Origin of the sequence: Methylorubrum rhodesianum, assembly GCF_014199985.1 — a bacterium.
Classification (GTDB): Bacteria; Pseudomonadota; Alphaproteobacteria; order Rhizobiales; family Beijerinckiaceae; genus Methylobacterium; species Methylobacterium rhodesianum.
Map to the genome: position 1 here is coordinate 12,129 of NZ_JACHOS010000024.1, position 23,963 is coordinate 36,091.

21 protein-coding genes and 1 tRNA gene are annotated in these 23,963 nt (G+C 70.9%); 9 read left to right on the forward strand and 13 right to left on the reverse strand.

Annotated elements, in window-relative coordinates:
- The first annotated feature begins 150 nt into the window (after positions 1–150).
- The 5 genes from pedA1 to HNR01_RS25005 are packed head-to-tail and all read left to right on the forward strand — an operon-like array spanning position 151 to position 6,410.
- Positions 151–1,386: a lanthanide ABC transporter ABC transporter substrate-binding protein PedA1 gene (gene pedA1, locus HNR01_RS24985; protein WP_183670471.1), complete on the forward strand. Its 1,236-nt coding sequence runs from the start codon at positions 151–153 to the stop codon at positions 1,384–1,386.
- A 46-nt stretch (positions 1,387–1,432) separates the two neighbouring features.
- Positions 1,433–2,446, forward strand: coding sequence for a YVTN family beta-propeller repeat protein (locus tag HNR01_RS24990; RefSeq protein ID WP_183670473.1), 1,014 nt, complete (start codon positions 1,433–1,435; stop codon positions 2,444–2,446).
- Complete coding sequence (locus HNR01_RS24995) at positions 2,443–4,560, forward strand: 4Fe-4S binding protein (RefSeq protein WP_183670475.1); 2,118 nt, start codon at positions 2,443–2,445, stop codon at positions 4,558–4,560. The genes HNR01_RS24990 and HNR01_RS24995 overlap by 4 nt, the downstream gene beginning before the upstream one ends.
- Before the next feature lie 5 nt (positions 4,561–4,565).
- Positions 4,566–5,546 (forward strand): FAD:protein FMN transferase, encoded by a 981-nt coding sequence (locus tag HNR01_RS25000; protein ID WP_017483752.1) that lies wholly within the window; start codon positions 4,566–4,568, stop codon positions 5,544–5,546.
- Between the two features lie 15 nt (positions 5,547–5,561).
- On the forward strand, positions 5,562–6,410 hold the full coding sequence (locus tag HNR01_RS25005; protein ID WP_183670477.1) for a DUF1194 domain-containing protein: 849 nt from the start codon (positions 5,562–5,564) through the stop codon (positions 6,408–6,410).
- Between the two features lie 10 nt (positions 6,411–6,420).
- Here the strand turns inward: HNR01_RS25005 and HNR01_RS25010 are convergent, their stop codons facing one another.
- From HNR01_RS25010 to HNR01_RS25035, 6 genes are all read right to left on the reverse strand, one after another.
- On the reverse strand, positions 6,421–7,083 hold the full coding sequence (locus HNR01_RS25010) for an ankyrin repeat domain-containing protein (protein WP_183670479.1): 663 nt from the start codon (positions 7,081–7,083) through the stop codon (positions 6,421–6,423).
- A gap of 150 nt (positions 7,084–7,233) precedes the next feature.
- Entirely contained in the window at positions 7,234–8,940 is a 1,707-nt protein-coding gene (ggt, locus tag HNR01_RS25015; RefSeq protein ID WP_183670481.1) for a gamma-glutamyltransferase, read from the reverse strand.
- Between the two features lie 88 nt (positions 8,941–9,028).
- Positions 9,029–9,901, reverse strand: coding sequence for a polysaccharide deacetylase family protein (locus tag HNR01_RS25020; protein ID WP_183670535.1), 873 nt, complete (start codon positions 9,899–9,901; stop codon positions 9,029–9,031).
- A 63-nt stretch (positions 9,902–9,964) separates the two neighbouring features.
- The gene (locus HNR01_RS25025; protein ID WP_183670489.1) at positions 9,965–12,436 is read right to left on the reverse strand and encodes a branched-chain amino acid ABC transporter ATP-binding protein/permease; all 2,472 of its coding nucleotides are present in this window, start codon (positions 12,434–12,436) and stop codon (positions 9,965–9,967) included.
- 5 nt (positions 12,437–12,441) lie between these two features.
- The gene (locus HNR01_RS25030; protein WP_183670491.1) at positions 12,442–13,311 is read right to left on the reverse strand and encodes a branched-chain amino acid ABC transporter permease; all 870 of its coding nucleotides are present in this window, start codon (positions 13,309–13,311) and stop codon (positions 12,442–12,444) included.
- Positions 13,312–13,345: 34 nt separating this feature from the next.
- On the reverse strand, positions 13,346–14,536 hold the full coding sequence (locus HNR01_RS25035; protein ID WP_183670493.1) for an ABC transporter substrate-binding protein: 1,191 nt from the start codon (positions 14,534–14,536) through the stop codon (positions 13,346–13,348).
- A 214-nt stretch (positions 14,537–14,750) separates the two neighbouring features.
- Here HNR01_RS25035 and HNR01_RS25040 point away from each other — a divergent pair, with 214 nt between their 5' ends.
- Positions 14,751–15,161: a nuclear transport factor 2 family protein gene (locus tag HNR01_RS25040; protein ID WP_026105410.1), complete on the forward strand. Its 411-nt coding sequence runs from the start codon at positions 14,751–14,753 to the stop codon at positions 15,159–15,161.
- A gap of 114 nt (positions 15,162–15,275) precedes the next feature.
- Here HNR01_RS25040 and HNR01_RS25045 read toward each other — a convergent pair whose 3' ends face one another.
- The 6 genes from HNR01_RS25045 to HNR01_RS25070 all read right to left on the reverse strand — a co-directional run bounded on the left by HNR01_RS25045 (position 15,276) and on the right by HNR01_RS25070 (position 20,501).
- On the reverse strand, positions 15,276–15,977 hold the full coding sequence (locus HNR01_RS25045; RefSeq protein WP_153875917.1) for a GntR family transcriptional regulator: 702 nt from the start codon (positions 15,975–15,977) through the stop codon (positions 15,276–15,278).
- Positions 15,978–16,419: 442 nt separating this feature from the next.
- Positions 16,420–16,493 (reverse strand) — tRNA-Gln (locus HNR01_RS25050).
- Positions 16,494–16,702: 209 nt separating this feature from the next.
- Positions 16,703–17,890: a CgeB family protein gene (locus HNR01_RS25055; RefSeq protein WP_183670495.1), complete on the reverse strand. Its 1,188-nt coding sequence runs from the start codon at positions 17,888–17,890 to the stop codon at positions 16,703–16,705.
- 83 nt (positions 17,891–17,973) lie between these two features.
- Positions 17,974–18,792, reverse strand: a complete 819-nt coding sequence (locus HNR01_RS25060; RefSeq protein ID WP_017483763.1) for a glycosyltransferase family 2 protein — start codon at positions 18,790–18,792, stop codon at positions 17,974–17,976.
- Positions 18,793–18,894: 102 nt separating this feature from the next.
- Entirely contained in the window at positions 18,895–19,659 is a 765-nt protein-coding gene (locus tag HNR01_RS25065) for a LuxR C-terminal-related transcriptional regulator (protein ID WP_026105411.1), read from the reverse strand.
- Between the two features lie 191 nt (positions 19,660–19,850).
- Positions 19,851–20,501, reverse strand: coding sequence for a response regulator transcription factor (locus HNR01_RS25070; RefSeq protein ID WP_017483765.1), 651 nt, complete (start codon positions 20,499–20,501; stop codon positions 19,851–19,853).
- 51 nt (positions 20,502–20,552) lie between these two features.
- On the opposite strand from HNR01_RS25070, the gene HNR01_RS25075 reads away from it, so the two are divergent.
- From HNR01_RS25075 to HNR01_RS25085, 3 genes are all read left to right on the forward strand, one after another.
- Positions 20,553–20,726 carry a hypothetical protein gene (locus HNR01_RS25075; protein ID WP_157228102.1) on the forward strand — a complete coding sequence of 58 codons (174 nt, stop codon included), beginning with the start codon at positions 20,553–20,555 and terminating at the stop codon, positions 20,724–20,726.
- A gap of 505 nt (positions 20,727–21,231) precedes the next feature.
- The gene (locus HNR01_RS25080) at positions 21,232–22,407 is read left to right on the forward strand and encodes a sensor histidine kinase (protein WP_246417647.1); all 1,176 of its coding nucleotides are present in this window, start codon (positions 21,232–21,234) and stop codon (positions 22,405–22,407) included.
- A gap of 7 nt (positions 22,408–22,414) precedes the next feature.
- Positions 22,415–23,119, forward strand: coding sequence for a response regulator transcription factor (locus HNR01_RS25085; RefSeq protein ID WP_183670499.1), 705 nt, complete (start codon positions 22,415–22,417; stop codon positions 23,117–23,119).
- A gap of 198 nt (positions 23,120–23,317) precedes the next feature.
- Here HNR01_RS25085 and HNR01_RS25090 read toward each other — a convergent pair whose 3' ends face one another.
- Positions 23,318–23,878, reverse strand: coding sequence for a TetR family transcriptional regulator (locus HNR01_RS25090; RefSeq protein WP_153875911.1), 561 nt, complete (start codon positions 23,876–23,878; stop codon positions 23,318–23,320).
- Positions 23,879–23,963 lie beyond the last annotated feature (85 nt).

Genomic DNA, 23,963 nt, shown 5'->3' on the forward strand with positions numbered 1-23,963 from the left:
AGCGCGCCCGGCCGAACCCATTGTGCTTTGGTACGGGGGCGCTGGGGAGGTGAAGGAGGAGGTGAGGGGGAGACCTTGGTCCAATACCGGGGGCCCCTCGATCGAACGTATCCTCGGCTCCAACAACAATCGGGAGGCGAGCAGGGCGCGATGCTGGCGCGGCTCGGGAAACGGCAGGGCGGCCCTCTCCGGGCGATGCCGCGGCGCAAGGCGTGCGGCGTCGGGCTGAGCCTGCACGGCCTGCTGTGGCTTGCGCTGCTGTCGCCGGCGCGGGCCGAGCCGCTGGCGATCCACTACCTCGAGCGGCGCGTCGAGCGGCCCACGCCCCTCAACAACGAGGATCCGATCCCCGACGACGAGGGGCTGAAGGGCGCCGAACTCGGCCTCAAGGATTCGAACGCCACCGGCCGCTTCGTCTCCCTGGACTTCACCCTCGACAGTCGTGTCGTCGCCGCCGGCGAGGACATCCGCGCGGCGTTTCGCGCACTCGGCGAGAGGCCGCGCTTCGTCGTGCTGAACGCACCCGCCGAGGACGTGCTGGCGCTCGCCGACATGCCCGAGGCCAAGGGCACCGTGTTCCTCAATGTCGGCGCGCCGGATTCGCGCCTGCGCGAGGCCGATTGCCGGCCGCGCCTGCTTCACGTCCTGCCCTCGCGGGCGATGCTCGCCGACGCGCTGGTGCAGTTCCTCGCCTACAAGCGCTGGACCCGCATCCTGCTGCTCTCCGGCCCGGCCCCGGCGGATGCGCTCTATGCCGAGGCGGTCAAGAAGAGCGCCAAAAAATTCGGCGCGCGGATCGTGGCCGAATCCCGCTACGATCCGCAGGGCGGCGACACCCGCGACACGGCGCTCCGCGAGTTCGTGCTGCCCACCCGCGGCCCCGAGCACGACGTGGTCGCGGTCGCCGACGAGGCCGGGGCGTTCGGGGCGAACCTCGTCTACAACACCGCCGCGGCCCGGCCCGTGGTCGGCACGCAGGGGCTCACCCCGGCGGCCTGGGGGCGCCCGGTCGAGGCCTGGGCGGCGGTGCAGCTCCAGACCCGGTTCCGCCGCCTCGCCGGACGGGCGATGCGGCCGATCGACTATGCCGGCTGGATGGCGGTGCACGCGCTCGGCGAAGCGGCGGTGCAGGCGCGCAGCACCGATCCCGACACCGTGGCGAGGCTCGTACTGTCGCCGCGCTTCGAGGTCGGCGGCTTCAAGGGGCGCCCCTTGAGCTTCCGCGCCTGGGACGGGCAATTGCGCCAGCCGGTCTTCCTGCTCTGGCCGGGCGCGGTGACCGCCACCGCCCCGATCGAGGGCTTCCAGCACCACCGCACCGAACTCGACACGCTCGGCCCCGACGAGCCGGAGAGCGCGTGCCGGGCTTTTCGGAAGCCGGGCTGATGCGGGCCCCAACCGCCGAGCCGCCGACGAGAACGGGATCCGCCTCATGAGCCGCGCCGCGACCCTCCGCCTCCTCCTCTGCGCCGGCCTGCTCGGGCTCGCAGGCTCGGCCGCGGCGGAAGAGATCTTCGTCTCGAACGAGCGCGACAACACCGTCTCGGTGATCGACGGGGCCACCCTCGAGGTCACGCGCAGCTTCCCCGTCGGCCGCCGCCCGCGCGGGCTCACCTTCTCCCGCGACGGCCGCACGCTCTACGTCTGCGCCAGCGATTCCGACGCGGTGCAGGTGATCGACCCCGATACGGGCGCGTTGCGCCACAACCTGCCCTCCGGAGAGGATCCGGAGCAGTTCGCGCTGGCCCCCGACGACCGCACCCTGTTCATCGCCAACGAGGAGAACGCCACCACCACCGTGGTGGATGCGCAGACCCGCAAGGTGCTGGCGCAGATCGATGTCGGCATCGAGCCCGAGGGCATGGCGGTGAGCCCGGACGGGAAGACCGCGGTCACGACCTCCGAGACCACCAACATGGTCCACTGGATCGACGTCCCGACGCTCAGGGCCATCGACGCGACGCCGGTGGGCCAGCGCCCGCGCGCCGCCGCCTTCTCCGCGGACGGGCGGATGCTGTGGGCCTCCTCCGAGATCGGCGGCACGGTCGCGGTGATCGACGCCGCCACCCGCAAGGTGGTCGAGACCATCGAATTCGCGGTGAAGGGCATTGCCGCCGACCGGCTTCAGCCGGTGGGCATCACCCTGACCGGGGACGGGCGCTTGGCCTTCGTTGCGCTCGGCCCCTCCGACCGGGTCGCGGTGATCGACGCCAAGACCTACAAGGTGCTCAACTACATCCTCGTCGGTCGCCGGGTCTGGCAGCTCGCCATGACGCCCGACGAGACGCGGCTCTTCACCACCAATGGCGTGTCCGGCGACGTCACCGTGATCGACGTGGCGACCCAGCGGCCGATCCGCAGCGTCAAGGTCGGCCGCTTCCCCTGGGGGGTCGCCGTGCGCCCCGCTTCCGGCACGTCCGAGCGCTCGGCGGGCGCCGCCCCGTGACGCGGGTCGGACGCGGCCGCACCGCATCGAACGCCCTGCGGTCGGCCCTGCTCGCGCTGCTGGCCCTGGTCCTGGCCGCCCCGCTCGCCGCGGCGGGCAGCCTCGACCGGGCCGCGATGGAACGCCACTTCCCCGCCCCCCTCGTGGTCGGCGAGCGCGACGCGACGCTGCCGGTCTGGCCGATCCTGAAGCAGGAGGCCGGCAGCTACGAGGTCTTTGCCTACGCCTTCGAGTCGATCGACCTCGCGCCGATCCCGGGCTTCGGCGGCACGCCCCCCGACCTCCTGATCGCACTCGCGCCCGACGGGACCTTCCGCGACGTGAAGGTGATCGCCCACCACGAGCCGGTCTTTCTGGAGGGGCTCGGCTCGGAGCCGCTCTTCGCCTTCGTCGAGCAGTATGTCGGCCTGTCGGCCCGTCAGCCGATCCGGGTCGGGCGCCCGAACGCCCGCGGCTCGGGCGCCGCGCCGCAGACCACGGTCGACGGCATCTCGATGGCCACCGCCTCGACGCGGGTGATCAACGAATCGATCCTCGCCGCCTCCCTCGCGGTGGCGCGGGCGAAGCTCGGGTTCGGGGCCGCCAATCTCGGTCTGAGGGTCGAGGCACGGCCCGAGACCGGGGACGCCCCGACGGTGACCGAACTGGCCGCGCGGGGCTGGCTCCGGCGCCTGACCGTCACCCACGGGCGGGCCGAGGCGGCCTTCCGCGATGCGGGCGTGACGGTCGCCGGTGACGGCCCGGCCGAGGCGCCGCTGGTCGAGCTGACCTTCGCCTATCTCAACGTGCCGGCGATCGGCCGGACCCTGCTCGGACCGGAGCGGTTCGCCGCCCTGACCCGCGAGCTCGGGCCCGGCGATCACGCAGTGCTGGTGGTGAGCCACGGCCCCGAGAACCCCCTCGGCGACGAGTTCGTGCTCGGCTCGATACCCGACCGGCTGACGGTGACGCAGGGGGGCCTCGCCGTGAACGCCCGCGACATGGCGATCGAGCGGCGCGGAGCCGCCCCCGGCCTGCCGGACGGGCCCTGGACGATCCTGCGGATCGCAGGCGCGGCGGGCTTCGATCCCTCCGCGCCTTGGACATTGAGCGCGAAGATCGTGCGCGAGCGCGGCCAGATCTTTCCGGAACGCATCGCGCGTGAGTTCTCCGCCGACTACGCGCTTCCCGCCGCTCTCTTCATCCGCGAGGCGGCGGAGGCGGGTCCGAGCTGGACCGATCCGTGGCGCGCGCGCGCCATCGAACTCGGCGTGATCGCGCTGGCGCTCGCCGGGCTGCTCCCGGTGCTGGCGCACCAGCGCGGCCTCGTGGCCGACCGCCGCCGCTTTCCCCTGTTCCGTCTCGCCTACCTCGCGTTCACGCTTCTCTTCGTCGGCTGGTACGCCCAGGCGCAGCTCTCCATCGTCACCCTCGTCGGCCTCGTGCGCGCCGCGACCGTGACGCACGACCTCACCTTCCTGCTGTACGACCCGCCCTCGCTGCTGCTCTGGGCCTTCGTGATCGCCACGCTCGTCGTGTGGGGCCGGGGCACCTTCTGCGGCTGGCTCTGCCCGTTCGGCGCGCTGCAGGAATTTTTCGCATTCCTGGCCAAGCCCCTGCGCATCCGGCCGCGCACGGTGCCGCCCAGGCTCGACCGTGCATTGCGGCAGGTAAAGTACGTCCTGCTCGCCGGCATCCTCGGTGCCGCCGCCCTGGGCTCGCCGCTCGCCGACAGCCTGTCCGAGGCCGAGCCGTTCAAGACGGCGATCACCCTGTACTTCGTCCGCGCCTGGCCGTTCGTGGCCTACGCCCTCGGCCTGCTCGTGCTCAACCTGTTCGTCTACAAGGGGTTCTGCCGCTACCTGTGCCCGCTCGGCGCGAGCCTCGCCGTCCTCGGCCGCCTGCGGCTGCTCGACTGGATTCCGCGCAGGGCCGAGTGCGGCAGCCCGTGCCAGCTCTGCAAGGTGCGCTGCCGCTACGGCGCGATCCGGCCTTCCGGACGGGTCGACTATCCCGAGTGCTTCCAGTGCATGGATTGCGTCACGATCATCCACGATCCCGGCCAATGCGTGCCGGAGGTGGTGGCGCGCCGGCGCGGGAAGCGGATCGTGCCGCAGCCGGTCGCGGCGGAGTGACAGGGATGCCGATGCCGCAACACCCGTCCCGGCGCCGATTCCTCCTCGGCATGGCCGGGCTCGCCGGCCTGGCAGGCCTCGGCGGTCCCGCCGCGTTCCGGGCGCTGGCCGCCGCGCGGGGGCTCGCGAGCCGCACCCGCGCCGGCCTCGCCTTCGGCACCACGGTGGCGCTCACCGCGGCCGGCCCCGACCCGGCGGCCCTCGATGCGGGGCTGTCCGAGGGCTTTGCCGCTTTGCGCACGGTCGAGGCCGCCGCGAGCCTGTTTCGCGCCGACAGTGCCCTGTCGCGGCTCAACCGCGACGGGTGGCTCGACGCGCCGCCCGCCGACCTCACGACGATGCTCGGCTTCGCCCTCGATCTCGCGGATCGGACCGACGGGGCGTTCGACCCGACCGTGCAGCCGCTCTGGCCGGTCTGGGCCGAGGCCGCGGCCCGGGGGGACAAGCCGGATCCGAACCGCCTGCGCGAGGCCGTCGCCCGGGTCGGCTGGCGCCGCGTCGCGCTCGGGCCCGAGCGCATCGTGCTGGAGTCCGGCACGGCGCTGACGCTGAATGCCCTGATCCAGGGCCACGCCGCCGATCGGGTGATGGCCGCCCTGCGGGGGCGCGGCATCACGGACGCCTTCGTCGATACCGGCGAGTTCGGCGCCATGGGCGCGCATCCCGACGGCACACCGTGGCAGCTCGGCATCGCCGACCCGCGCCGGCCGGAGGCGATGGCGGCGGTGATCGCCCCGTTCTCGGGCTTTGCCGCGACCTCGGGGGATTACGGCACGAGTTTCTCGCCCGACCGGGCCGACCACCACATCTTCGACCCCACAACCGGACGCTCGCCGCGCGGCCTCGCCTCGGTCACCGTCACGGCCGGGACGGGCCTCCTGGCGGACGGCCTGTCGACCGCCTGCATGGTTCTCGGCCCCGAGAAGGGCGGCCGGCTCGTGGCGCAGTGGCCGGGCTGCTCCGTCCGCTTCCTCGGCAAAGCCTGAGCCCGAACCTCGACCATGTCGCTCCTCCCTCTCGACCGCCGCAGCCCCCCCGCACGAGCGCTTCGTCGCGTCACCGGGTTCGGCCTCACGGCCGCCGCGGCGCTCCTCACGGCGGTCCTGACCGGAGCGGCCGCCGGCGGCGCCCGCGCCGAGCCGGCGGGCGCGGCCTCGGTCGCCCTCGTCGTCTCCGTCGACGTGTCGCAATCGGTCGATGACAGCCGCTTCGTCCTGCAGATGGAGGGCATCGCCGAGGCGCTGGAGGATCCGGGCGTGATCGCGGCGATGACGGGCAATCCCGGCGGCACCCTCTTCGCCATGGTCACCTGGGCCGACCGCGCGGGCCTCGCCGTAGGCTGGCGGCGGATCGCCAGCCGTGCCGACGCCCTCGCGGTGGCGGCCCAGGTCCGTGCCACGCCCCGGCAATCGGGCGAGTTCACCTGTCTCGGCCAGATGTTTCGAACCGTGGCAGGGACCATTCTTCCGGCGATGCCGGTTCCGGCCGAGCGGATCGTTGTCGACGTCTCGGGCGACGGCATCGACAACTGCACCGATCCGGAGGATCTCGAGGCGGAGCGGACGGCGCTGCTGGCCACCGGCGCCACGATCAACGGCCTGCCGATCCTGGTACCGGGCGAGAACGACGTCGTCGGCGCCGGCGCCTACCGAGCTCCGGGATACGGGCTTCGCGCCACGCCGCTCCCGCAGGAGCGGACGGATCTGGTGCAATGGTACCGGGCCCACGTCGTGGCCGGTCCCGGGTCCTTCCTCCTGAAGGCGGCAGGCTACGGCGACTTCTCGCGGGCCCTGCGGCGGAAGTTCATCATCGAGGTCAGCCGCCTGGCGCCGGGACGCCACGAGGATTGATCCGACGCGGCTAAACAAACCCCTCCGCGACCCGGCGGCTTCCCCGCGAGGTGATCTCGTGCCGCTGCCCGGAGCCGCCGACGACGCGGCACCAGCTCTCGGCGACGAGCACGGCCTCGACGCCGTCGGTTCGAAGGCGGTAGGCGAAGCCACCGTACATGCCGGGCACGGCAAACCAGATCGTTTCGTCGGCCGGAATTTCCAGCAGCGGACCGAGCTCGGGGAGCCGGAGGCCGGATTTGCGGACGAGGTCGTCGGCGCGGCCACGGATGACGGCGTGAAAGTGGGTCTGGACCACCGCAAGGACGCCCGCCGGAACGCGGCGGAGCAGCACCGGGCGCAGGATCTCGGCGGCGCGCCGATGGCCGCAACGCTCCGCCACGTCGACCGGCCGCTCGCCGCGCGCGTTCGGGAGCATCCGCCAGGCACCCAGCCGGATCAGCTCGTCCAAGATGCCCGGCGGCGCGTTCCCGTGCGCAGCCTGATGGAGCGGCGCGAACAGTGACGAGCCGCCGGGCCGCGTCGTGTTCACGAGTTCGGGGCGCTCGCGCAGCAGAGCCAGCACCTTCGTCCAGACGTAGGCCTTGGCGGCATCGGCCAGCCGATGCCGATCCGACGCACTTGCCTCGCTCACCACGCCGCCGGTGATGATGCCGTCCCAGACCCGCGACATGGTTCGCCCCCGCCCGTTCGAAGCCGTCATGGTGCCGGCCGGACGGCGAGCGGGCGACCCCGGCCGGTTCGGCTCCGCCATGGCACCAAAATGGCACCAAGATGGTACCGGCCACACGACGCCTCGAAACCGGTCCGCGTTCCGCCGGCGTCAGAGACCGAGGGCGAGGCCGTCGCTGCGCGGATCGTGGGCGCCGACGAGGCCGTCAGGCTCGATGCGGATCGCGCCCGGATGACCGGCGAGCGGGCTCTGTGCGGGGATGGGGCTGATCTCGTGCCCCCGCGCCTTGAGTTCCGCGAAAACCGCTTCGCCGGCATCGAGTTCGAGTTTCAGGCTGTCGCGGCTGTCCGAGAACGTCCTGCCCAGAAGGAACCGGGGCCGCGCGAGGGCGGTGAGCGGGTCCATGCCGTAATCGATCAGGCGCGTCAGCACCGCCGCGAGGGTCTGCGGCTGCCCGTCCGCGCCCTGCGTTCCGTAGAGCAGCCGTGGACGGCCATCCTTGAAGTACATCCCGGGATTGAGGGTGTGGAACGGGCGCTTTCCCGGACGCAGCACGTTGATGCTGCCGTCGTCCGTGCTGAAGGCCGCACCGCGATTGTGCCAGAGGATGCCGGTATCGCCCGCCACGACGCCGCTGCCCCAGTCGAAATAGATCGTCTGCAGGAGGCTGACGCAATTGCCCTCCCGGTCGGCCGCTCCGATGAAGACGGTGTCGCCGGTCTTGAAGACGTGCGGCCAGGGCGCCGCCTTGCGCGGATCGATGCGGCGGGCCAGCGCATCGAGATGGGCGGGCGACAAGAGTCGCTCGACGGGAACCTCGACGAAATCGGGATCGGCGATGAAGCGGTTGCGGTCGACGAAGGCCAGCTTCACCGCCTCGACGAGGAGGTGGTAGTAGTCGGCGCTGCCCTCGGGGAGGGCGGCCACGTCGAAGCGGTCGAGGACGCCCATGATCTCGAGGGTGGTCAGCCCCTGCGTCGGCGGGCGCAGGCTGACGAGCTCTCCGCCCCGGTAGGGTACGCGCAGCGCGCTCTCGTTGCGCGCCCGGCAGCGGGCGAGGTCGTCCGCCGTCAGAGGCGAGCCCGCCTTCTCCAGCCCCTGCACGATCCGGCGAGCGAGCTCGCCCTCGTAGAAGTCGCGTCCGCCATTCTCCGCGAGCGTCGTGAGCGTGCGGGCGAGATCGGGCTGGCGAAACGTCTCGCCGGCCTCCGGGATGCGGCCTTCGGCGGTGAAGACGCGCACGATATCGGGCCAGTCGCCGATCTCCTTGGCGCGGAAATTCGACCAGAAGCGTTGCGACGGCGTCAGGGGAAAGCCATCCGTCGCGTAGGCGATGGCGCGCTGGAACAGATCCTTCCAGGATTGCCGCCCACCGAGAGCCCGCTGGCTGTAGGTGAAGGCCTGGTCCCAGGTATCGACGGCCGCCGCCGCCGTGATCGCCGAGCCGGGGCCGCGGACGGGAATCGTCCGTCCCTCGTTCGGCAGCTTCGCCGCCGCCTGACCGATGCCGGACAGGGTGAAGCTCGCGCCGTTGCGGTCGCTCACGATCATGAACGCGTCGCCGCCCAGGCCGCAGAAATGCGGATAGGTCACGCAGAGGGTGGCGTTGATGGCGATCGCCGCCTCGATGGCATTGCCCCCCGCCCGCAGGACCTCCCGTCCCGCCTCGCTGGCGAGTTCGTGCGGGCTCGTCACCATGCCCTGGCTGGACTGGGCGAGGGCGCCGCGGGCAGCGCCCGCTTCGGCGAAGAGTCGGGTCGGCATCGTCGTCGCCCCCAGGGCAGAAGCGGAGGTCAGGAGAAGCGCGCGCCGCGAAGGGTGCGGGCCGACAGGTCGACGGTCTTCGCTACGATCCATGGTTCAAATCCATCACGGCGTCTCCGGAGATGGGGCGGAACGGGAGCCTGCCGCCGCGCAATGCGCGGGGCCGGACCGCACGGGGCCGCTAGATCGCCCGCTCGGCGGCGTGCGCCGCGATCGCGCCCGCGGTGGTGAACCAGACCGCGTCGCGATGCCGGGCGATGCGTTCGAGCGCCTGACGCAGGGGGCGTAAGCGGTGCCGCTGGCCGACGATGTAGGGGTGGAGCGCGATGCCCATCACCAGCGGCGCGCGGCGCGACTGTTGGAGCATCTCCTCGAAGGCATCCGTGATCGCCTCGGCGAAGGCCCGCCCCGTCTCCTTGCGCGCGACGATGGCCGGGATGTCGTTCAGCTCCTGCGGATAGGGGACCGAGAGGATGCGTCCGCCGTTGCGGGTCGCGAACCAGGTCGGCTGGTCGTCGTGACACCAGTCGAGCAGGTAGCGGTAGCCCGCCTCCGCCAGCAGGTCCGGCGTGACCCGCGACTGGGAGATCCAGGGCCCGAGCCAGCCGGCCGGCGCCCGGCCCTCCTCGCGCGTCAGCACCGCGGTCGCCTCGGCGATCAGCGCCCGCTCCTCGTCCTCGGAAAGGGTGCCCTGCCGCTCGGCATTGGTGCGGCCGTGCCCGACGATCTCGTCGCCGCGGGCGCGAAAGGCTTCGATCAGGCCCGGGCAGTCCCGGTAGATCCGGCTGTTGACGAGGATGCTCGCCGGCAGGTCCAAGGCGTCGAGCATGTCGCGGATGCGCCACGCGCCGACCCGGTTGCCCCAATCGCGCCAGGCGAAGTTCAGCACGTCCGGCTGCGGCCCGCCCGGCGCCAGCTCGGCGCCCAGGCCCGCGCCGAAATCGAAGGTCTCGAGGTTGAGCGCGAGATAGACCGCGAGGCGCTTCCCCTCCGGCCAATCGTAGACCGGCCGGTCCGGCAGGGCGGAATAGGCGTAGCGGCCATGGCTCGACACTGTCGGCTCCGATGTCGTCACGGGGAAGGTCTCGATCCTGTCGTGGAGGGATAGCGCGCGGTCTCACGCGGCGCCGAGATAGGCCGCCTCGAGCGCCGCGTCCGCCTTGAGCTCCGCCGCCGTGCCGGAGGCGGCGACGCGCCCCTGCTCCAGAACGTAGCCCCGGTCGGCCACGGTGAGCGCGAGCGCGGCCATCTGATCGACGATCAGGATGGTCGTGCCCTGATCCCGCAGCTCGGCGACGGTGGCGTAGAGGCTGTTGATGATCGCCGGCGCGAGCCCGAGGGAGGGCTCGTCGAGCAGTAGGATGCGCGGATGCGCCATCATCCCGCGGGCGATCGCCAGCATCTGCTGCTCCCCGCCCGAGAGCAGGCCGGCGCGGCTGCCCGCCCGCTCGCGCAGGCGCGGGAATCGGTCGAGCAGGGCCTCGACCTCGGCCGGATCGACCCGGCCGCCGCGGCTCCAGGCGCCCAGGCGGATGTTCTCGACGACGGTGAGTTCGGGAAAGACCTGCCGTCCCTCCGGCACCAGGGCGAGACCGAGCCGCGCGATGCGATGCGCCGGCAACGCGGCGATCGGAGCGTCCGCCAGCACCACCGACCCCTCGACCGGGCGCAGCAGGCCGGCGAGCGCCCGCATCGCCGTCGACTTGCCGGCGCCGTTCGAGCCGAGCAGGGCCACGGTCTCGCCGGGCCGCACCGCGAGGGCGAGGCGGTCGAGGACGGGCGCGGCGCCGTAGCCCGCGCTGAGGCCGTGGGCGGCCAGCACCGCGTCGGCCGGACCGTTCCAGGGCGCGGCCCGCGGCCGGGCCGGGGTCTCGGCGGCCCCGAGATAGGCCCGGAGCACGGCGGGGTCGCGGCGCACCTCGGCGGGCGTGCCGCGGGCGATCGGGCGGCCCGCATCCATGACGAGGATGCGGTCGGACACGCCCATCACCAGGGGCATGTCGTGCTCGACGAGGATCACGGCGATGCCGCAGCCCGCGATCCGCCGCAGCAGCGCGCCGAGGCGGTCGGTCTCGGCGCGGGCGAGGCCGGCGGCCGGCTCGTCGAGGAGCAGGACGCGCGGGGACCCGGCGAGCGCGCGGGCGATCTCCACCAGCCGCCGGTCGACGTGGGGCAGCTCGCTCGCCGGCCGATCGAGGGCGCCGGCATAGCCGACGAAGGCCAGCAACGCCGCCGCCTCCTGCCGGTCCCGCGCCCGCGCCCGGCGCAGCAGGCGCCCGGGCGCACGGGCGAGGATCACGTTCTCGACGACGCTGAGCGAGCCGAACAGCCGCGTCGTCTGGTAGGTGCGGGCGATCCCGGCGCGGGCGATGGCGTGGGCCGGCCGTCCGCCGAGCTCGCGCGCGCCGAGGCGGATCGTGCCGGCGCTCGGGCGGTAGAAGCCCGAGATCATGTTGAGGACGGTGGTCTTGCCGGCCCCGTTCGGCCCGATCACGCTGGTGATCGCGCCGGGCAGCGCCTCGAAGGCCACGCCTTCCGCCGCCCTGATGCCGCCGAAGGCGATCCCGAGACCCTCGACGGCGAGCGGCTCGCCCGCGTCCCGTTGCAGGAAGTCCGGCGCCTCGGCCTGCGCCTCCGGGTGCGCCTCGCCGCCCCGCGGCAGCAGGCGCGCGAGGCTGCCGACGAGCCCCGCCGGCACGAGCCAGAGCACCACCAGGGTGGTCAGGCCGAAGAACAGCAGCCGGTACTCGGCCAGCCCCGACAGCGCCTCGGGCAGGAGCACCGTCACCAGCGCGCCGAACAGCGGCCCGAGCACGGTACCGGACCCGCCGACCACCACCGCGAGGACGAACAGGATCGACTGCGTGAACGGGAACGAACTCGGCGCGATGAACAGCATCAGGGGCGGCAGCACCGCGCCCGCGAGCCCGGTCAGCGCCGCCGAGATCGCGAAGGCGGCGGTCTTCACCCGGACCGGATCGAAGCCGAGCGAGGCGGCGGCGACATCCGCGTCCCGCACCGCCCGCAGCGCCTGGCCGAGGCGGGCATGGCGGAGCCGGTGGAAGCCGTAGAGGCTGAGGCCCGCCATGATCACTGCGAGAAGCGCAAGGTCGCGCTCGCCGAGGGGGAGGCCGAACAGGCTTGGGCCGATCGCGACCACGAGGCCGTTCTGCCCGCCGGTGAGCTCGCCGCCCTCGATCAGCGCGTGCTCGACGAGGAAGCCGAAGGCGATCGTCACCATGGCGAGGTAGGGCCCGCGCACCCGCATCGCCGGCACGGCGAGCGCCGCGCCGACGACGGCGGAGATCCCTGCGGCGGCGGGAAGCGCCAGCCAGAAGCTCGCGCCCTTCAGCGTCAGGATCGCGCTCGCATAGGCGCCCAGCGCGTAGAACCCGGCATGGCCGAAGGAGATCAGCCCGCCGAGTCCGAGGAGGACGTTGAGGCCGGTGCCGGCCACCACCGTCAGCGCGACGAGCGCGATGACGAAGTGGCTGTAGCCGCTCGTCACCGCGATGAGCCCGAGGCCCGCGAGCGTCAGGGCCAGGATGGCGAGCGGCATCGCGGCCGGCGCCCGGAGAGGCGAGCGCATGGTCTTCAGACCTTGTTGACGGCGGCCCGGCCGAGGAGGCCGTTCGGGCGCAGGGCAAGTGCCAGGATGATGACGGAGAAGACGACGATCTGGGTCGCGCCGGAGCCGAGCGTCGCGGTGACGCCGGCCTCCACGAGACCGTAGAGCAGGCCCGCCAGCACCACGCCGGTGGCCGAGCCGATCCCTCCGAGGATCGCCACGGCGAAGGCCTTGATGCCGAACAGCGCGCCCATCTCGGCCGAGACGGAGAAGAGCGGCGCGATGAGCAGGCCCGCCGCGCCCGCCAGCACCGCCGAGAGCGCGAAGGCGCAGGCCACGGTGCGGGCGACGTCGATGCCCATCAGCCGCGCGGCCTCGGCGTTCTGCGCCACCGCCAGCAGCACACGGCCGAGTTCCGTCCCGCGGAACACGGCGCGGATCGCCACCGCGGCGGCGATGCCGACCACCGGAATCAGGAGCTGAAGCGGATAGATGCCCGCGCCCAGGATCTGGACCGGAGCCGAGACCAGGGGGGAGGGCAGGCTGCGCGGCTCCTTGCCGAAGGTGAACAGGAGGACGTTGTCGAGGATGATGCCGCCGGCCACCGTCGCCAGGAGCCACGCGTCGGAGCCGCGGGCCACGAAGGGCCGCACCAGCAGGCGCTCCACGGCGAGCCCGAGCAGGGCGCAGCCGGACAGAGCCGCGGCGGCCGCCAGCGGCATCGGCCAGCCGAGCTGAACCCCGAAGGCGTAGCCCAGCACCGCGCCCAGGGTGACGGCGCTCCCCTGCGCGAAGTTGACGGTGCCGGAGACGGCGAAGGTGATGTGGAAACCGAGCGCCACCAGCCCGTACATGCTGCCGAGGCCGAGCCCGCTGACGAGGGTTCCGGTCAGCATGGACGCCTCCCCGCGCCTCGGCTCGAACCGCGCCTCACTTGGACACCGCGACGATCTCGCCGTTGCGGAAGCTGGCGAAGATGTAGTCCTCCGGCTTCAGAGCGTCGTGCCGGTCCGGGGCGAAGGGCGCCTCGTAGGTCTTGATCAGGCCGGCATAGGCCGGGACCTTGTAGAAGCCGTCGCGGACCTTCGGTCCTTCCGTGGCGCCGGCGGCCTGGATCGCCAGGGCGATCAGGTGGGTGGCATCGTAGGCGTTGGCGATGCCCACGGCGGGCGTGACGTCGGCCATGGACTTGATCGCCGGGTACTTCGCCTTCAGGGCGTCGAGCACCGCCTTCGCCTTCGGGCTGTCGTTGCCCGCGAAGGTGAAGGTCTGGACGAAGTGGACCCGCGCCGCGCTCGGGCCGGCCAGTTCGTCGAAGCGCCCGCCGGCCGGCCCCCAGTGGGAGATCACCGGCACCGTCCAGCCCATGCGGTCGAGGGACTTCACCACCTGGGCCGAGGGACCGACATTGCCGACGAGGAACAGCGCGTCGGCCCCCGCCTCCCGCAGGCGGGACAGCTGCGGCACCATATCGATGTCGTTGGCCTCGTACTTCTCGATGCCGGCGCTGGGGAGCCCCGCGGCCTTCAGGGCCGCGACGAGCCCCTGCTGGTTCGATTCGCCCCAGGCATTGTTGACGAGGATCGCGCCGGGCTTCTTGGCGCCGTAGGTCTTCACCGCATAGGCGACGATGGCCTCGTCCACGAGCGCGTCGACCGCGGAGACCCGGAACACGTAGTTGTCGGCCGCCCCGTTGCGGGTGATCCCGGTCCCGGCCGCCCAGGGCCCGACGAAGGGCACCTTCATCTGATTGGCGATCGGGACGATCGCCATCGAGACCGGCGTGTCGAGCCCGCCGATCAGCGCCACGACCCCGGCGCGCTGGATCAGTTCGCGGGCGGCGAGCACGCCCTTCGACGGGTTGGCCTCGTCGTCGCGGGCGACGAGTTCCAGGGGCCGCCCGAGGACGCCGCCGTTGCGGTTGATCTCCTCGATCGCCAGCCCGATGCCGCGGGAGATCGCCTCGCCGGACTTCGCGGATTGGCCGCTGAGCGCGGTGACGAGACCGATCCGGACCGGCTCGGCGGCCTTGACCGGTCCCAGGCTGGCGAAACCCGCCAAGAGGGCACCGAAGGCGAGGCGCCGCGTCAGGGAGCGGGCGGCAGTGAGGCGGTGAGGCATGGCGATCCGGTCCCCCGTATGTGGTCGACCGACGACCGCAACAGCCGTGCCAGTCGATGCGCCGTTGATTTTCCTCACTTTTCCCGAATCGGGCAGCGGCTGCCGGTAAAGTGTGCACAAAGTCACGTCAAAGTGCATACACTTTCTGCATGCAGGCATTCGCCGACTCCGTCATGGTCGATCGGTGTCGCCGAGCGGGATGGAGGATTCGGGCATGGACGCGAGGGAAACGGCGGCCGCGCGCGACGCGGCGGCGGTAACGGCCTATCTGGAAGCCTCGATGGTTCCCGACCCCGAGACCGCCGCGCGCTACATGAAGCCCGACATCGCGATCGTCTTCACCGGCGGCCGGGTGTTCCGGCATCCGCGCGAGGTCACGGCCTTCAATGCCGGCCGCTATGCCTGGGTGAAGAAGCGGATGGAGCGGCTCGACGTGGTGCCCGGCGAGGGCAGCACCACCGTCTACAGTCTCGGCACGCTCTACGGCGCCTGGCCGGACGGCACCGCATTCGAGGGCAACCGCTACGTCGACCGCTTCACCGTTCAGGATGGCCTCATCGTCTCCATGGAGGTGTGGAACGACAGCGCCGAGCGGCTTCTCGAGCGGCAGGGCGCGTCGGCCTGACCGGTCGTACAAAATTCGGTCGTTCGTTTCGCAAGGTGGATCTCGTGCGCCGCTCAGGCGCCGCGCGGGCTCGCTGATCCGGGCTGGCTGCGCTTCGATCGAGCGGAGACCGGATCAGCCCTCGACGTAGGGCGCGAGCAGGCGGATGAGGTCGCGCTCGCGCCGGGGCTCGGTGAGGATGCGCGCCCGCTCGGCCACCGCATCGAGATGGTGATCCATCAACGCGACCGCCCGACCGGCGTCGCCGGCGACCAGCGCCGCCACGATTTCCCGGTGCTCGCTCACCGCGCAATCCGACGAGTGCGGCCGGCTGTAGAGCGACAGGATCAGGGCGCAGCGATAGCCGAGTTCGGCGACGTAGCGGCCGAGCACCGGGCTTCCGGTCATCTCGGCGAGCAGCAGGTGGAACTCCGTGGCGAGCCGGATCGAGGCCGCCTCCGGGCCGCCGCTCGCCCGCTCCTCACCGGCGATATGGTCCGCGAGCGCGGCCTGCTGCTCGGCGCTCAGGCGGCCGGCGAGCCGCTGAACCACGAGGCGCTCCAGGCTGATGCGCACGTCGAAGGTGTCGCGCGCCTCTTCCCAGCTCGGGCTCGCCACCACGGCTATGCGGTTGCGGCGCAACTCGACCAGCCCCTCGCCCGCGAGTTGAACGAGCGCCTGGCGCGCGATGGTGCGGCTGACGCTGAACCGCTCGCCGAGCGCGTCCTCGGGCAGCCGGTCCCCGGGCGTCAGGGCCCGCTCCACGATGGCCCGGCGAAGGGATCGGCAGATCGTTCCAACACGGTCGGTCGGGGAGCTCGTCTCGCCCTGTCTCATCGTCGACGCACATCCTGTTGCGGAGCGCGGGCGCTCCCGACCGAAACACCGCATCGGTTCCGTGGAACGCGACGCCGCCGGTTCATGGCATGGGCTCCGCGGCATGGGCTCCGTGGCAAGGGCTCTCGGCCCCAGCGCATGGCCCAGCCTATGGCACCGGCTCGCGTCAGATGCATGATTGACGCCGAGGCGTTCCGCTCCGGCCAGGCTCGCATCCGCCACGCCTCAGTCCATGTCGGACGCGACGGCACCGCGAGGACGGTCGCGTCGCAAGCGGAGCCGTCTGGACGGCAAGGCGGGAAACGAAAGATGCTTTCGCGCAGGAGGCCGGTCGCAACCACGGCGCGCTCCCGGCGCCCGACTGGACGACGTTCGCAGCGTACCCACGCAGCGTGATGACTGCGAGAGACGTGAAACGAACTGGTTGGCTAAGAAATCTGAGTGGCTGGGGGACCTGGATTCGAACCAGGACTAGCGGAGTCAGAGTCCGCGGTTCTACCGTTAAACTATCCCCCACCGGAGCCGTCGCGCGCCCGTCCGGTCGGAGGGGCGCGTTCGGGGAAGCGTTGGCCGTATCCCCGCGCTCGGTGCTGGCGTCAGATAGGCTGTGACGGCCGTCGCGTCAACCTGGCTGCACGCATCGTCGGCGCGGTGAGGCCTGACGGCCACGGTCGTCCGCTCTCGTCCCGCTGCGATCGCATGGCCCATGGGCCCGGACGCGCCGATCAGTTCATCGAAGGCTGCCGCTGGCCGGGTTCGGCTTTGACGAGCGCCTCCCCCGCGGACGGGGGAGCGTGCCGGGCGACCGGCCCTAGCGCCAGCGTCTCCTTGATGACGTAACGGGCCAGCGCGTCGAAGGTGTAGACCCGCTCGACCAGAGCCTGGGCCGCGGCCGTCATCCGATCGACCTGTGCGTCGTCGGTGCGCAGAATGAGGTCGAGGGCGCGCTCCAGATCCTCCTGCGGGTCGAGATAGAACCCCTCGCGGCCGTGCAGGAAGGGCTCGATGCCGGTCAGCGGGCGGGTATCGAAGACCGGGACGCTGCCCAGCGAGGCGACCTCGTAATGGCGGTAGCAATCCCAACCGACGCCGCCGGGCGACAGGCAGAACCGGCTCTGGCCGATGGCCTCCACGAACGCGTCCCGGCTCAGGCGGCGCGCGGGGGCGTGGATGCGCCAGCCCCGGGCGGCCAATCGCGGCAGGACGCCGTTCACGGCCTCGCGGAACGCAATTCCCTGCGCCGAGCCGACGTAGAACAGGTCATGGCTGCGGGCGGAGGCCGGGATCGGCGGCTTCACGGCCGCAGTCTCGATCCCGAGAGCGAAGGGACGCAGCTTGGCCCGGAGCGCGAGGCAGCCCGGGTCCTGCCGGGCATGGCCGGCGCAGGCCCCGCGGGGCAGCACCGTCTCCAGCGTGTTCCACCGGTTGGCCGCGAGCTCCCGCTTGAAGAACAGGTCGCAGCGGCGAAGGAAGGCGCGATCGCGGGGATGGATCGTGAGGTGATCCGTGACATCGAGGACGACGAGCCGGACCCGGCGGCCGCGGGCGGCGAACAGGACGAGCCCGCGGAAGGCGAGGCCGATCAGGCTCAGGGCGACGTGGACGGGCAGCGCGCGTCCGGCGCTGTTCACGGGGCCGACGCAGCGGGCCACGACGATGTCGTAGTCTTGGACGAAGCAGGCGCGGCCGATTCCGGCGACCCGCCGCGCCAGACCCAGCAACCGCATGGGCAAGCTGCCGGAACCGGGCGCGCGGGTTCTGACGTCGGCCCAGCGCAGCCGCGTGTCGAGGAAAGTCGTACGCTCGGGAAAGGCAGCGGTCACGAGCGGCATCAGGCCGAATTCGAGGATCCGCGGTGCATCCGCGGGACCCTCCGATGCCCCCGGGCGGGCTCGCTCGGTCATCGTCTGCATGACGGCTCCGGGGACGGACCTGCGACGCGCTCGCGACGATCCCCGCTCCCCCCGACGGGATCGATGCGAGGCCGCGCTGAACATCAGAAGTGGGCGTGCGGCTGAAGCTTCAATCGGCTGCGGCCGAGATCGAGCTGCTTGCTGACCAGCCAGTCCGGGTTGCGGGCGTTGAAGTAGCCCTTCAGCGCGTAGCGCCAGAACCGCTCCTCCATGCGCGAGGACGGCCCGTGGACCGCCTTCACCCGGGCGACCTCGCCCAGCGCCCGCGCCTTGTGGGCGAGATTGGCGCTGTTGTTCTGCCCGGTGCGGCGGAAGCAGGCCACCGGGCGAGCGACGCGCGCGTAGGGCTCCCGTGCCAGGGCACGGCAGAACATCTCGTAATCGCCGCAATCCTTGAACGCGTGATCGAAGCCGCCGAGTTCGGCGTAGAAGTCGCGCGATATGTAGGTCGCCATGTGCATGACCGGGTTCCAGCCGAGGCACACGAGCATGCGCGGCGTCATCCAGTTGGGCGGAGCGGCGAGGCCGCCGAGGCCGCGACCGCGACCGTCGATCCACCGGATCCCGCCGACGACCCACCGCCTCCCGCCGCTCCGATAGGCCTCGACCACGGCTTCCAGCCCGCCTTCGAGCAGGACGTCGTCGGCGCCGAGAAAGCCGAGCAACTCCCCGGAGGCGGCGAAGGAACCCTTGTTGATGGCATCGAAAATGCCGCGATCCTTGCCCTGGAGCACGGTGGCGCCGAGGCTTTGCGCCAGTTCCACGGTGCCGTCGGTGCTGCCCGCATCGACGATCACGTGCTCGACCTCGATGCCGTTGCGGGCGCTGGCGCGCGAGGATTCGATGCATTCGCGCAGGTATTCGACGCCGTTCAGCGTCGGGGTGACCACGGACACCTTCATGGCCGGCTTCCTCGTCTCTGGCGTGGCTCGCGCTTGGATCGCGCGGGTGGCGGGTGCGTTGGGGGCGGGCGGCACCGGGCCCTCACGGTGCCGCGCGAGTCGTCAGGCGACGGCCGCCAGGGTGCCGGAGGTGAACCCGTCGCGGCCGGAGACGAGGGGGAGAGGGGACAGAAGGCTTCCGAACCGCTCGGCGGGCGCGGCGCCGCTCGTCACGATGCCCCTGTTCATCGCCCAGACCGCGGCCTGCGTCCGGTTCTTGACCCGGACCTTGCGCAGGATCGCCTTGACGTGGACCTTGACGGTGGCCTCGGCGATATCGAGGTTGCGGGCGATGACCTTGTTGGACTCGCCGAGCGCCAGGCCTTCTAGGATGTTGACCTCGCGGCTCGACAGGCTGGAGAGGGAGGTTCCGTCCGCCCGCTGAAGTCCGGTCAGGGGAGCGACCGGGCCGGGCGCCCGCACGGGGTCGGCCGCCAGGCACAGACGCCCGAGAAAGCTCATCGGCAGCACCGCGCAATCGGCGATCACGACCTCCAGGGTCTTCAGCAGATCGGAGGGCGAGACATCCTCGGTCAGGTAGGCCGAGGCGCCGAGTTGAAGGCTGCGCAGCATCAGACCTTCGGTGTCGCGCAGCGCCAGCGCCACGATCTTGACCTCGGGCAGCGCCTCGGCGACCTGCCCGACGATGCAGGCCGCCTCCTCGTCGATGACGACGAGCGCCAAGCGCGCCGCCTCGAGGTCGGCCAGGTGCAGCCCAGGACTCGCCGCGACCTGTCGCACCGTGAAGCGGGTACCGGACAGGAGCGCGACCAAACTTTCTCTAACCATGCGATTGTCGCTGACAATCAGCGTATCGATGTGTTCCATCGGAGCTACTCCCCTGATCTGCAGGAAACCTCCCGCGCCCGATTCTCCTGAACGCCGCTTCTATTCGGGCCATTCGCACAGAGGTATTGTGCGTCGCAGGATGTTAGGCACAAATTAACTAGACCGAATGGGATCTTTCCTGTCATGTCAGAAAAAACTTGGACACCCCAACAGGGCCTATCCAGTTCGTACTAGATTTTGCCCTTGAGGATTGTCGGAGCGAGGAGCGCAGCCTCGGTCCGATTTCTGACTCCGAGCATCCGGATCACGGCGGAGACGTGGATCTTCACCGTCGCTTCGGCGATGTTCAGCGCGAACGCGATCTCTCGATTGGACAGCCCCTTGCCGATGAGAGCCAGAACTTCGCGCTGACGCAGGGTCAACCCGATCGTTCGCACGTTGCGCTCCGGCGGCCGTATCACCGGGGTGGCCTCGGGCGGCTTCGCGGCCAGGATCGCGTTGGGAGCGTAGAGCCGGCCGTCGAGCGTCGTGCGGATCGCCTCGACCATCTCCTCGGGACGCTGCCGCCGGATGATCAACCCGTGAAAGCCGAGGCTCAGCGCATCCTGAAACAGGTCGGCGGAGGCATGCGGGACAACGAGCAGGAGGCGTGCGACGCCGGCCGCCCGCTTCAGTGCCCCGAGATAGGTCGGATCGCCGGCGGGAAGGAGGCGGGATCCGACGATGATGAGGTCCGTCTTCATCGGCGAGCGGACGTTGTTGAGCAGATCGGACGCTCCGGCCACATCGACGATGATCACGCCGCTCAAGCTGGCTTCCAGGGCCCTTCGCAGGCCGAGCCGGAAGCTCTTCTGCTCATCTGCGATGATGATCCGCCACATGATTGAGCATTTACTCCACTGGCGGCGAATATTGTTCGGATGAGACCCGACTTGATCTGGCTGTCGCGCTCCGAGCACGAGGGAATCGCGCCGATTGCGCGCAAAGGCTTTGCCGCCGAGTTGTACAACGGCAAGCGCGCCCTGATCCGGCGGTCAAACCTCTGGTTACATGTAAAATTGCAAGCTCGCTACGCCACAGCAAAGCTCAACACCGCCGATTTTTAGCACTCGGCCCATGGACATCAAGCTTTCTTCAAGAGGCTACCCTCTATGGTCGAATAATATTTTAAATCGTCGCCCAAACGGCAGATGGCAGCCAGGATACGCCCACTTGGGCCAGAATCCGTCACTGAATACGTCCTTTGGACTATCAACAATGAGGTAACGTCGAATCTCTTTTGTTATATACCGCGCTGCAACGGAGGCATATCGTGCAACCCTACGGTCGTCTCGGCGACGCTGATCCAATGTTCACGCCGTAACCCGAATGGATCATGCCGCGACGGCCGCCGTGCACAGTTGGGGGGCTCCGATGACGTCAGTAATCGCGGCAGGCGATGACCGCTCGCCCACGACTTCGACGGCCAAGCGGCCGAGCGCCCCTTCGTGGGCGACGCCGCGGGCACGCTCTGCGCCATGCCGTCCGTGCGACGGACCGACCCGGCCCCGCACGCTCAGACACTTCAGCCACTGACGAGCCGAGAGGGGGGCCTCGTCGATGGACCAGGACATGGTGTCGGCAGCGGTCGGCCCGGGTCCGCTGAGCCCGGAGGACGTGCGGGCCCTGGAAGCGATCGGCGACCCCGTTCTGGTCGTCGCCCGCTCCGGCGGCGTCGCCTTCGCCAACGAGTCCGCCCGCCTGCTGCTGCCGCGGGAGGACCGGTCCCGGATCCATCTCACCGGCAAGGCCTCGACGGCCTTCCTGGCGCGGGCCCGGGCCGCGCGGAGACCGCTTCCCGGCGTCATCGCGCTCAAGCGGGGCACGGGACTGCGCCGCTACCGCTGTCACGGCTGCCGCCTGAGCCGTGAGAGTCGGGATCCCCTCGTTCTTGTCCGGCTGCTGTCGGTGCGCGACGCGCGCTTCAGCCTGCTGGCGAGCGAGGCCGTCATGTTGCGGCGTGAACTCGCCGAGCGCGAGCGCTATCAGAGCCGCCTTCAGGCGCTGCTGCGCGAGCGTGATCTTCTTCTGGCCGACCTTCGCAGCACCGACCAAGCCCGTACCCGGGCCGAGCGCGACAGGGATGCGGTGCTGGCCCAGCTCTACCGGGCCCATCAGGCCGAGCGGGAACGTCTCGCCCGCGAGCTTCACGACGAGGCCGGACAGCAGCTCGCATGGCTGAAGCTGCGGCTCGACCGCCTGCGGCGCGAGCCCTCGCCCGAGGAGGTCGGGGCGATGCTGAAGCAGGTCGATGCGATTTCCGCCAGCCTGCGACAGGTGGTTCGGGAGCTGCGCCCGGTCGCGCTGGCCGAACTCGGCCTCATCCTCGCCCTGAACAGCCTCGTGCGCGAATGGTCCGACCGATGCGGGGTCCCGATCGAGTTCCAGCTTTCCGGAACCACAGTGCCGCTCACGCCTGAGATCGAGGTGACGATTTTCCGCCTCGTTCAGGAGGCGCTGACCAACGTCATCAAGCACGCGCCGGGGGCGGGCCACGTTTCCGTGACCCTTCAATACAACCGCGACGGCGTCACGCTGGCGATCGAGGATGACGGACCAGGTCTCGGACCGGAACGCGAGCCGGGATCCGCGAGCGAGCCGGGGCCGGCGGAGCGTCGCGCGGGGAACGGGTTCGGACTCGCGGGGATGCGCGAGCGGCTGATGCTGCTCGGAGGGAAGCTCATGATCGAATCGCCTCCCGGCGGCGGGACGACGATTCTTGCGCGTTTGCCGATGACAGGGGGATGATGTGCGCATGGCGAAAGCACGGATCAGGGTCGCCCTGATCGATGACCACCCGATCTTCAGGAGCGGCGTCCGCGGCCTGCTCGGCGAGACCGCCGGCATCGAGGTCGTCGGAGAGGCCAGCGACGGCCGGCACGCTCTCGACCTCGTCGGCCGAACGCTGCCCGACGTCGTCGTCATGGACATCACCATGACGGGCATGAGCGGCCTCGCGGTCGCACGGGCACTCCGCCAGGCCGGCTCGGCGGTCTACATCGTCTTCCTGACGGTCAACGAGGATCTCGCCTTCGTCGACGAGGCGCTGACCGCAGGCGCACAAGGCTACGTCCTGAAGCGCTCCGCCGGCGCCAGCCTGCTGGAGGCCATCGAGGCCGTCGTCTCCGGCGGCCGCTACATCGACAACGAGATGCGCTCGCCGCCGTCCCTGCCCGGCCGCACGGAAGCCGGACCGACCGTCCCCCATGCCGGCGAGGAGGGCGGACTCACTGTGCGGGAACGCGAAGTGCTCCGGCTGATCGCCCTCGGCATGACCATGAAGGAGGTCAGCCTCGCGATCTCGATCTCGGTGGCCTCGGTCGATACCTATAAGATCCGCGGCTGTAAGAAGCTCGGCCTGCGCTCCCGCGCCAGCATCGTCCGCTACGCCCTCGGGCAGGGCTGGCTTGAGACAGAGAGTAAACGACATCCGTCGGATCGGCCATCATCCGTCATGTGAGCTTTTCGAAAACATCCTTTCGTCCGTTGGGAGTAGGCTACCCCTTCAGGACTAGACTGTCCCTCGAACCCGCTCGGCGGCGCCCATCCGGCCGGATCGAGCCCGTCCCCGCAGCTCCGTTTCCACCGAGCCCGATTTCTCCCGCCCCGATGCCACGCCACGCAGGGCGGGATGAGCGAGCCGATCGGCCGAAGCGCTTCAGGCGAGTTCCCGCGCCGCACGCTCCAGCGCCCCCAGAAGCGGTTCGATCTGCGCGGCGCTCAGGTCATGGAAGCCGAGGGTGCGGCCCATCACGAGACCGAGCAGCGCGAAGAACAGCGCCGCCCCGACCCCCGCCGGCCCCTCCGCAGCCTCGAACCGGGTGAGCCGCTCGGCCACGAAGGCGCGGTAGCCGGCGAGCGCGTCCGGATTCTCGGCCGAGGCGAGGAGCAGGGCGCGGCTGAACTCGTCCTCGTCGCAGTAGCTGCGGCGCAGGTGCTCGATCATCCCGAGCGCGAGCCCCGCCGCTCCCCCCGCCTGCTCGGCTTCGCAGGCGGCGATCCCGGCGCGCAGGTGCTGCAGCTTGCGCTCGACCAGGGCGAGGATCAGCGCATCCTTCGAGGCGTAATGGTGCAGGACCCCGCCCTTGCTCAGCTCGGCCTGCGCCGCCACGGCATCGATGGTCAGAGCCCGCGCCCCGCCGCGGCGCAACACCGAGCCCGCCGCCTCAAGAATCACTTCCGCGCGATCGTCGCGGCGGCTGCGCGTCCTCTGCGACATGATCGACTCCGAACTCCACTCCCGTACGCCATATCCGGATCGCCAAACTAAATCGCTGTGAAATATTGCTTTTTCGAAGCGATCA

What these genes read in the sequence shown, in the direction of transcription:
- pedA1 (WP_183670471.1), top strand. Translation starts at nt 151, where the DNA reads ATGCTGGCGCGGCTCGGGAAACGGCAGGGCGGCCCTCTCCGGGCGATG.
- HNR01_RS24990 (WP_183670473.1), top strand. Translation starts at nt 1,433, where the DNA reads ATGAGCCGCGCCGCGACCCTCCGCCTCCTCCTCTGCGCCGGCCTGCTC.
- HNR01_RS25000 (WP_017483752.1), top strand. Translation starts at nt 4,566, where the DNA reads ATGCCGATGCCGCAACACCCGTCCCGGCGCCGATTCCTCCTCGGCATG.
- HNR01_RS25005 (WP_183670477.1), top strand. Translation starts at nt 5,562, where the DNA reads ATGTCGCTCCTCCCTCTCGACCGCCGCAGCCCCCCCGCACGAGCGCTT.
- HNR01_RS25010 (WP_183670479.1), bottom strand. Translation starts at nt 7,083, where the DNA reads ATGTCGCGGGTCTGGGACGGCATCATCACCGGCGGCGTGGTGAGCGAG.
- ggt (WP_183670481.1), bottom strand. Translation starts at nt 8,940, where the DNA reads ATGGATCGTAGCGAAGACCGTCGACCTGTCGGCCCGCACCCTTCGCGG.
- HNR01_RS25025 (WP_183670489.1), bottom strand. Translation starts at nt 12,436, where the DNA reads ATGCGCTCGCCTCTCCGGGCGCCGGCCGCGATGCCGCTCGCCATCCTG.
- HNR01_RS25030 (WP_183670491.1), bottom strand. Translation starts at nt 13,311, where the DNA reads ATGCTGACCGGAACCCTCGTCAGCGGGCTCGGCCTCGGCAGCATGTAC.
- HNR01_RS25035 (WP_183670493.1), bottom strand. Translation starts at nt 14,536, where the DNA reads ATGCCTCACCGCCTCACTGCCGCCCGCTCCCTGACGCGGCGCCTCGCC.
- HNR01_RS25040 (WP_026105410.1), top strand. Translation starts at nt 14,751, where the DNA reads ATGGACGCGAGGGAAACGGCGGCCGCGCGCGACGCGGCGGCGGTAACG.
- HNR01_RS25045 (WP_153875917.1), bottom strand. Translation starts at nt 15,977, where the DNA reads ATGAGACAGGGCGAGACGAGCTCCCCGACCGACCGTGTTGGAACGATC.
- HNR01_RS25055 (WP_183670495.1), bottom strand. Translation starts at nt 17,890, where the DNA reads ATGCAGACGATGACCGAGCGAGCCCGCCCGGGGGCATCGGAGGGTCCC.
- HNR01_RS25060 (WP_017483763.1), bottom strand. Translation starts at nt 18,792, where the DNA reads ATGAAGGTGTCCGTGGTCACCCCGACGCTGAACGGCGTCGAATACCTG.
- HNR01_RS25065 (WP_026105411.1), bottom strand. Translation starts at nt 19,659, where the DNA reads ATGGAACACATCGATACGCTGATTGTCAGCGACAATCGCATGGTTAGA.
- HNR01_RS25070 (WP_017483765.1), bottom strand. Translation starts at nt 20,501, where the DNA reads ATGTGGCGGATCATCATCGCAGATGAGCAGAAGAGCTTCCGGCTCGGC.
- HNR01_RS25080 (WP_246417647.1), top strand. Translation starts at nt 21,232, where the DNA reads ATGGTGTCGGCAGCGGTCGGCCCGGGTCCGCTGAGCCCGGAGGACGTG.
- HNR01_RS25085 (WP_183670499.1), top strand. Translation starts at nt 22,415, where the DNA reads ATGGCGAAAGCACGGATCAGGGTCGCCCTGATCGATGACCACCCGATC.
- HNR01_RS25090 (WP_153875911.1), bottom strand. Translation starts at nt 23,878, where the DNA reads ATGTCGCAGAGGACGCGCAGCCGCCGCGACGATCGCGCGGAAGTGATT.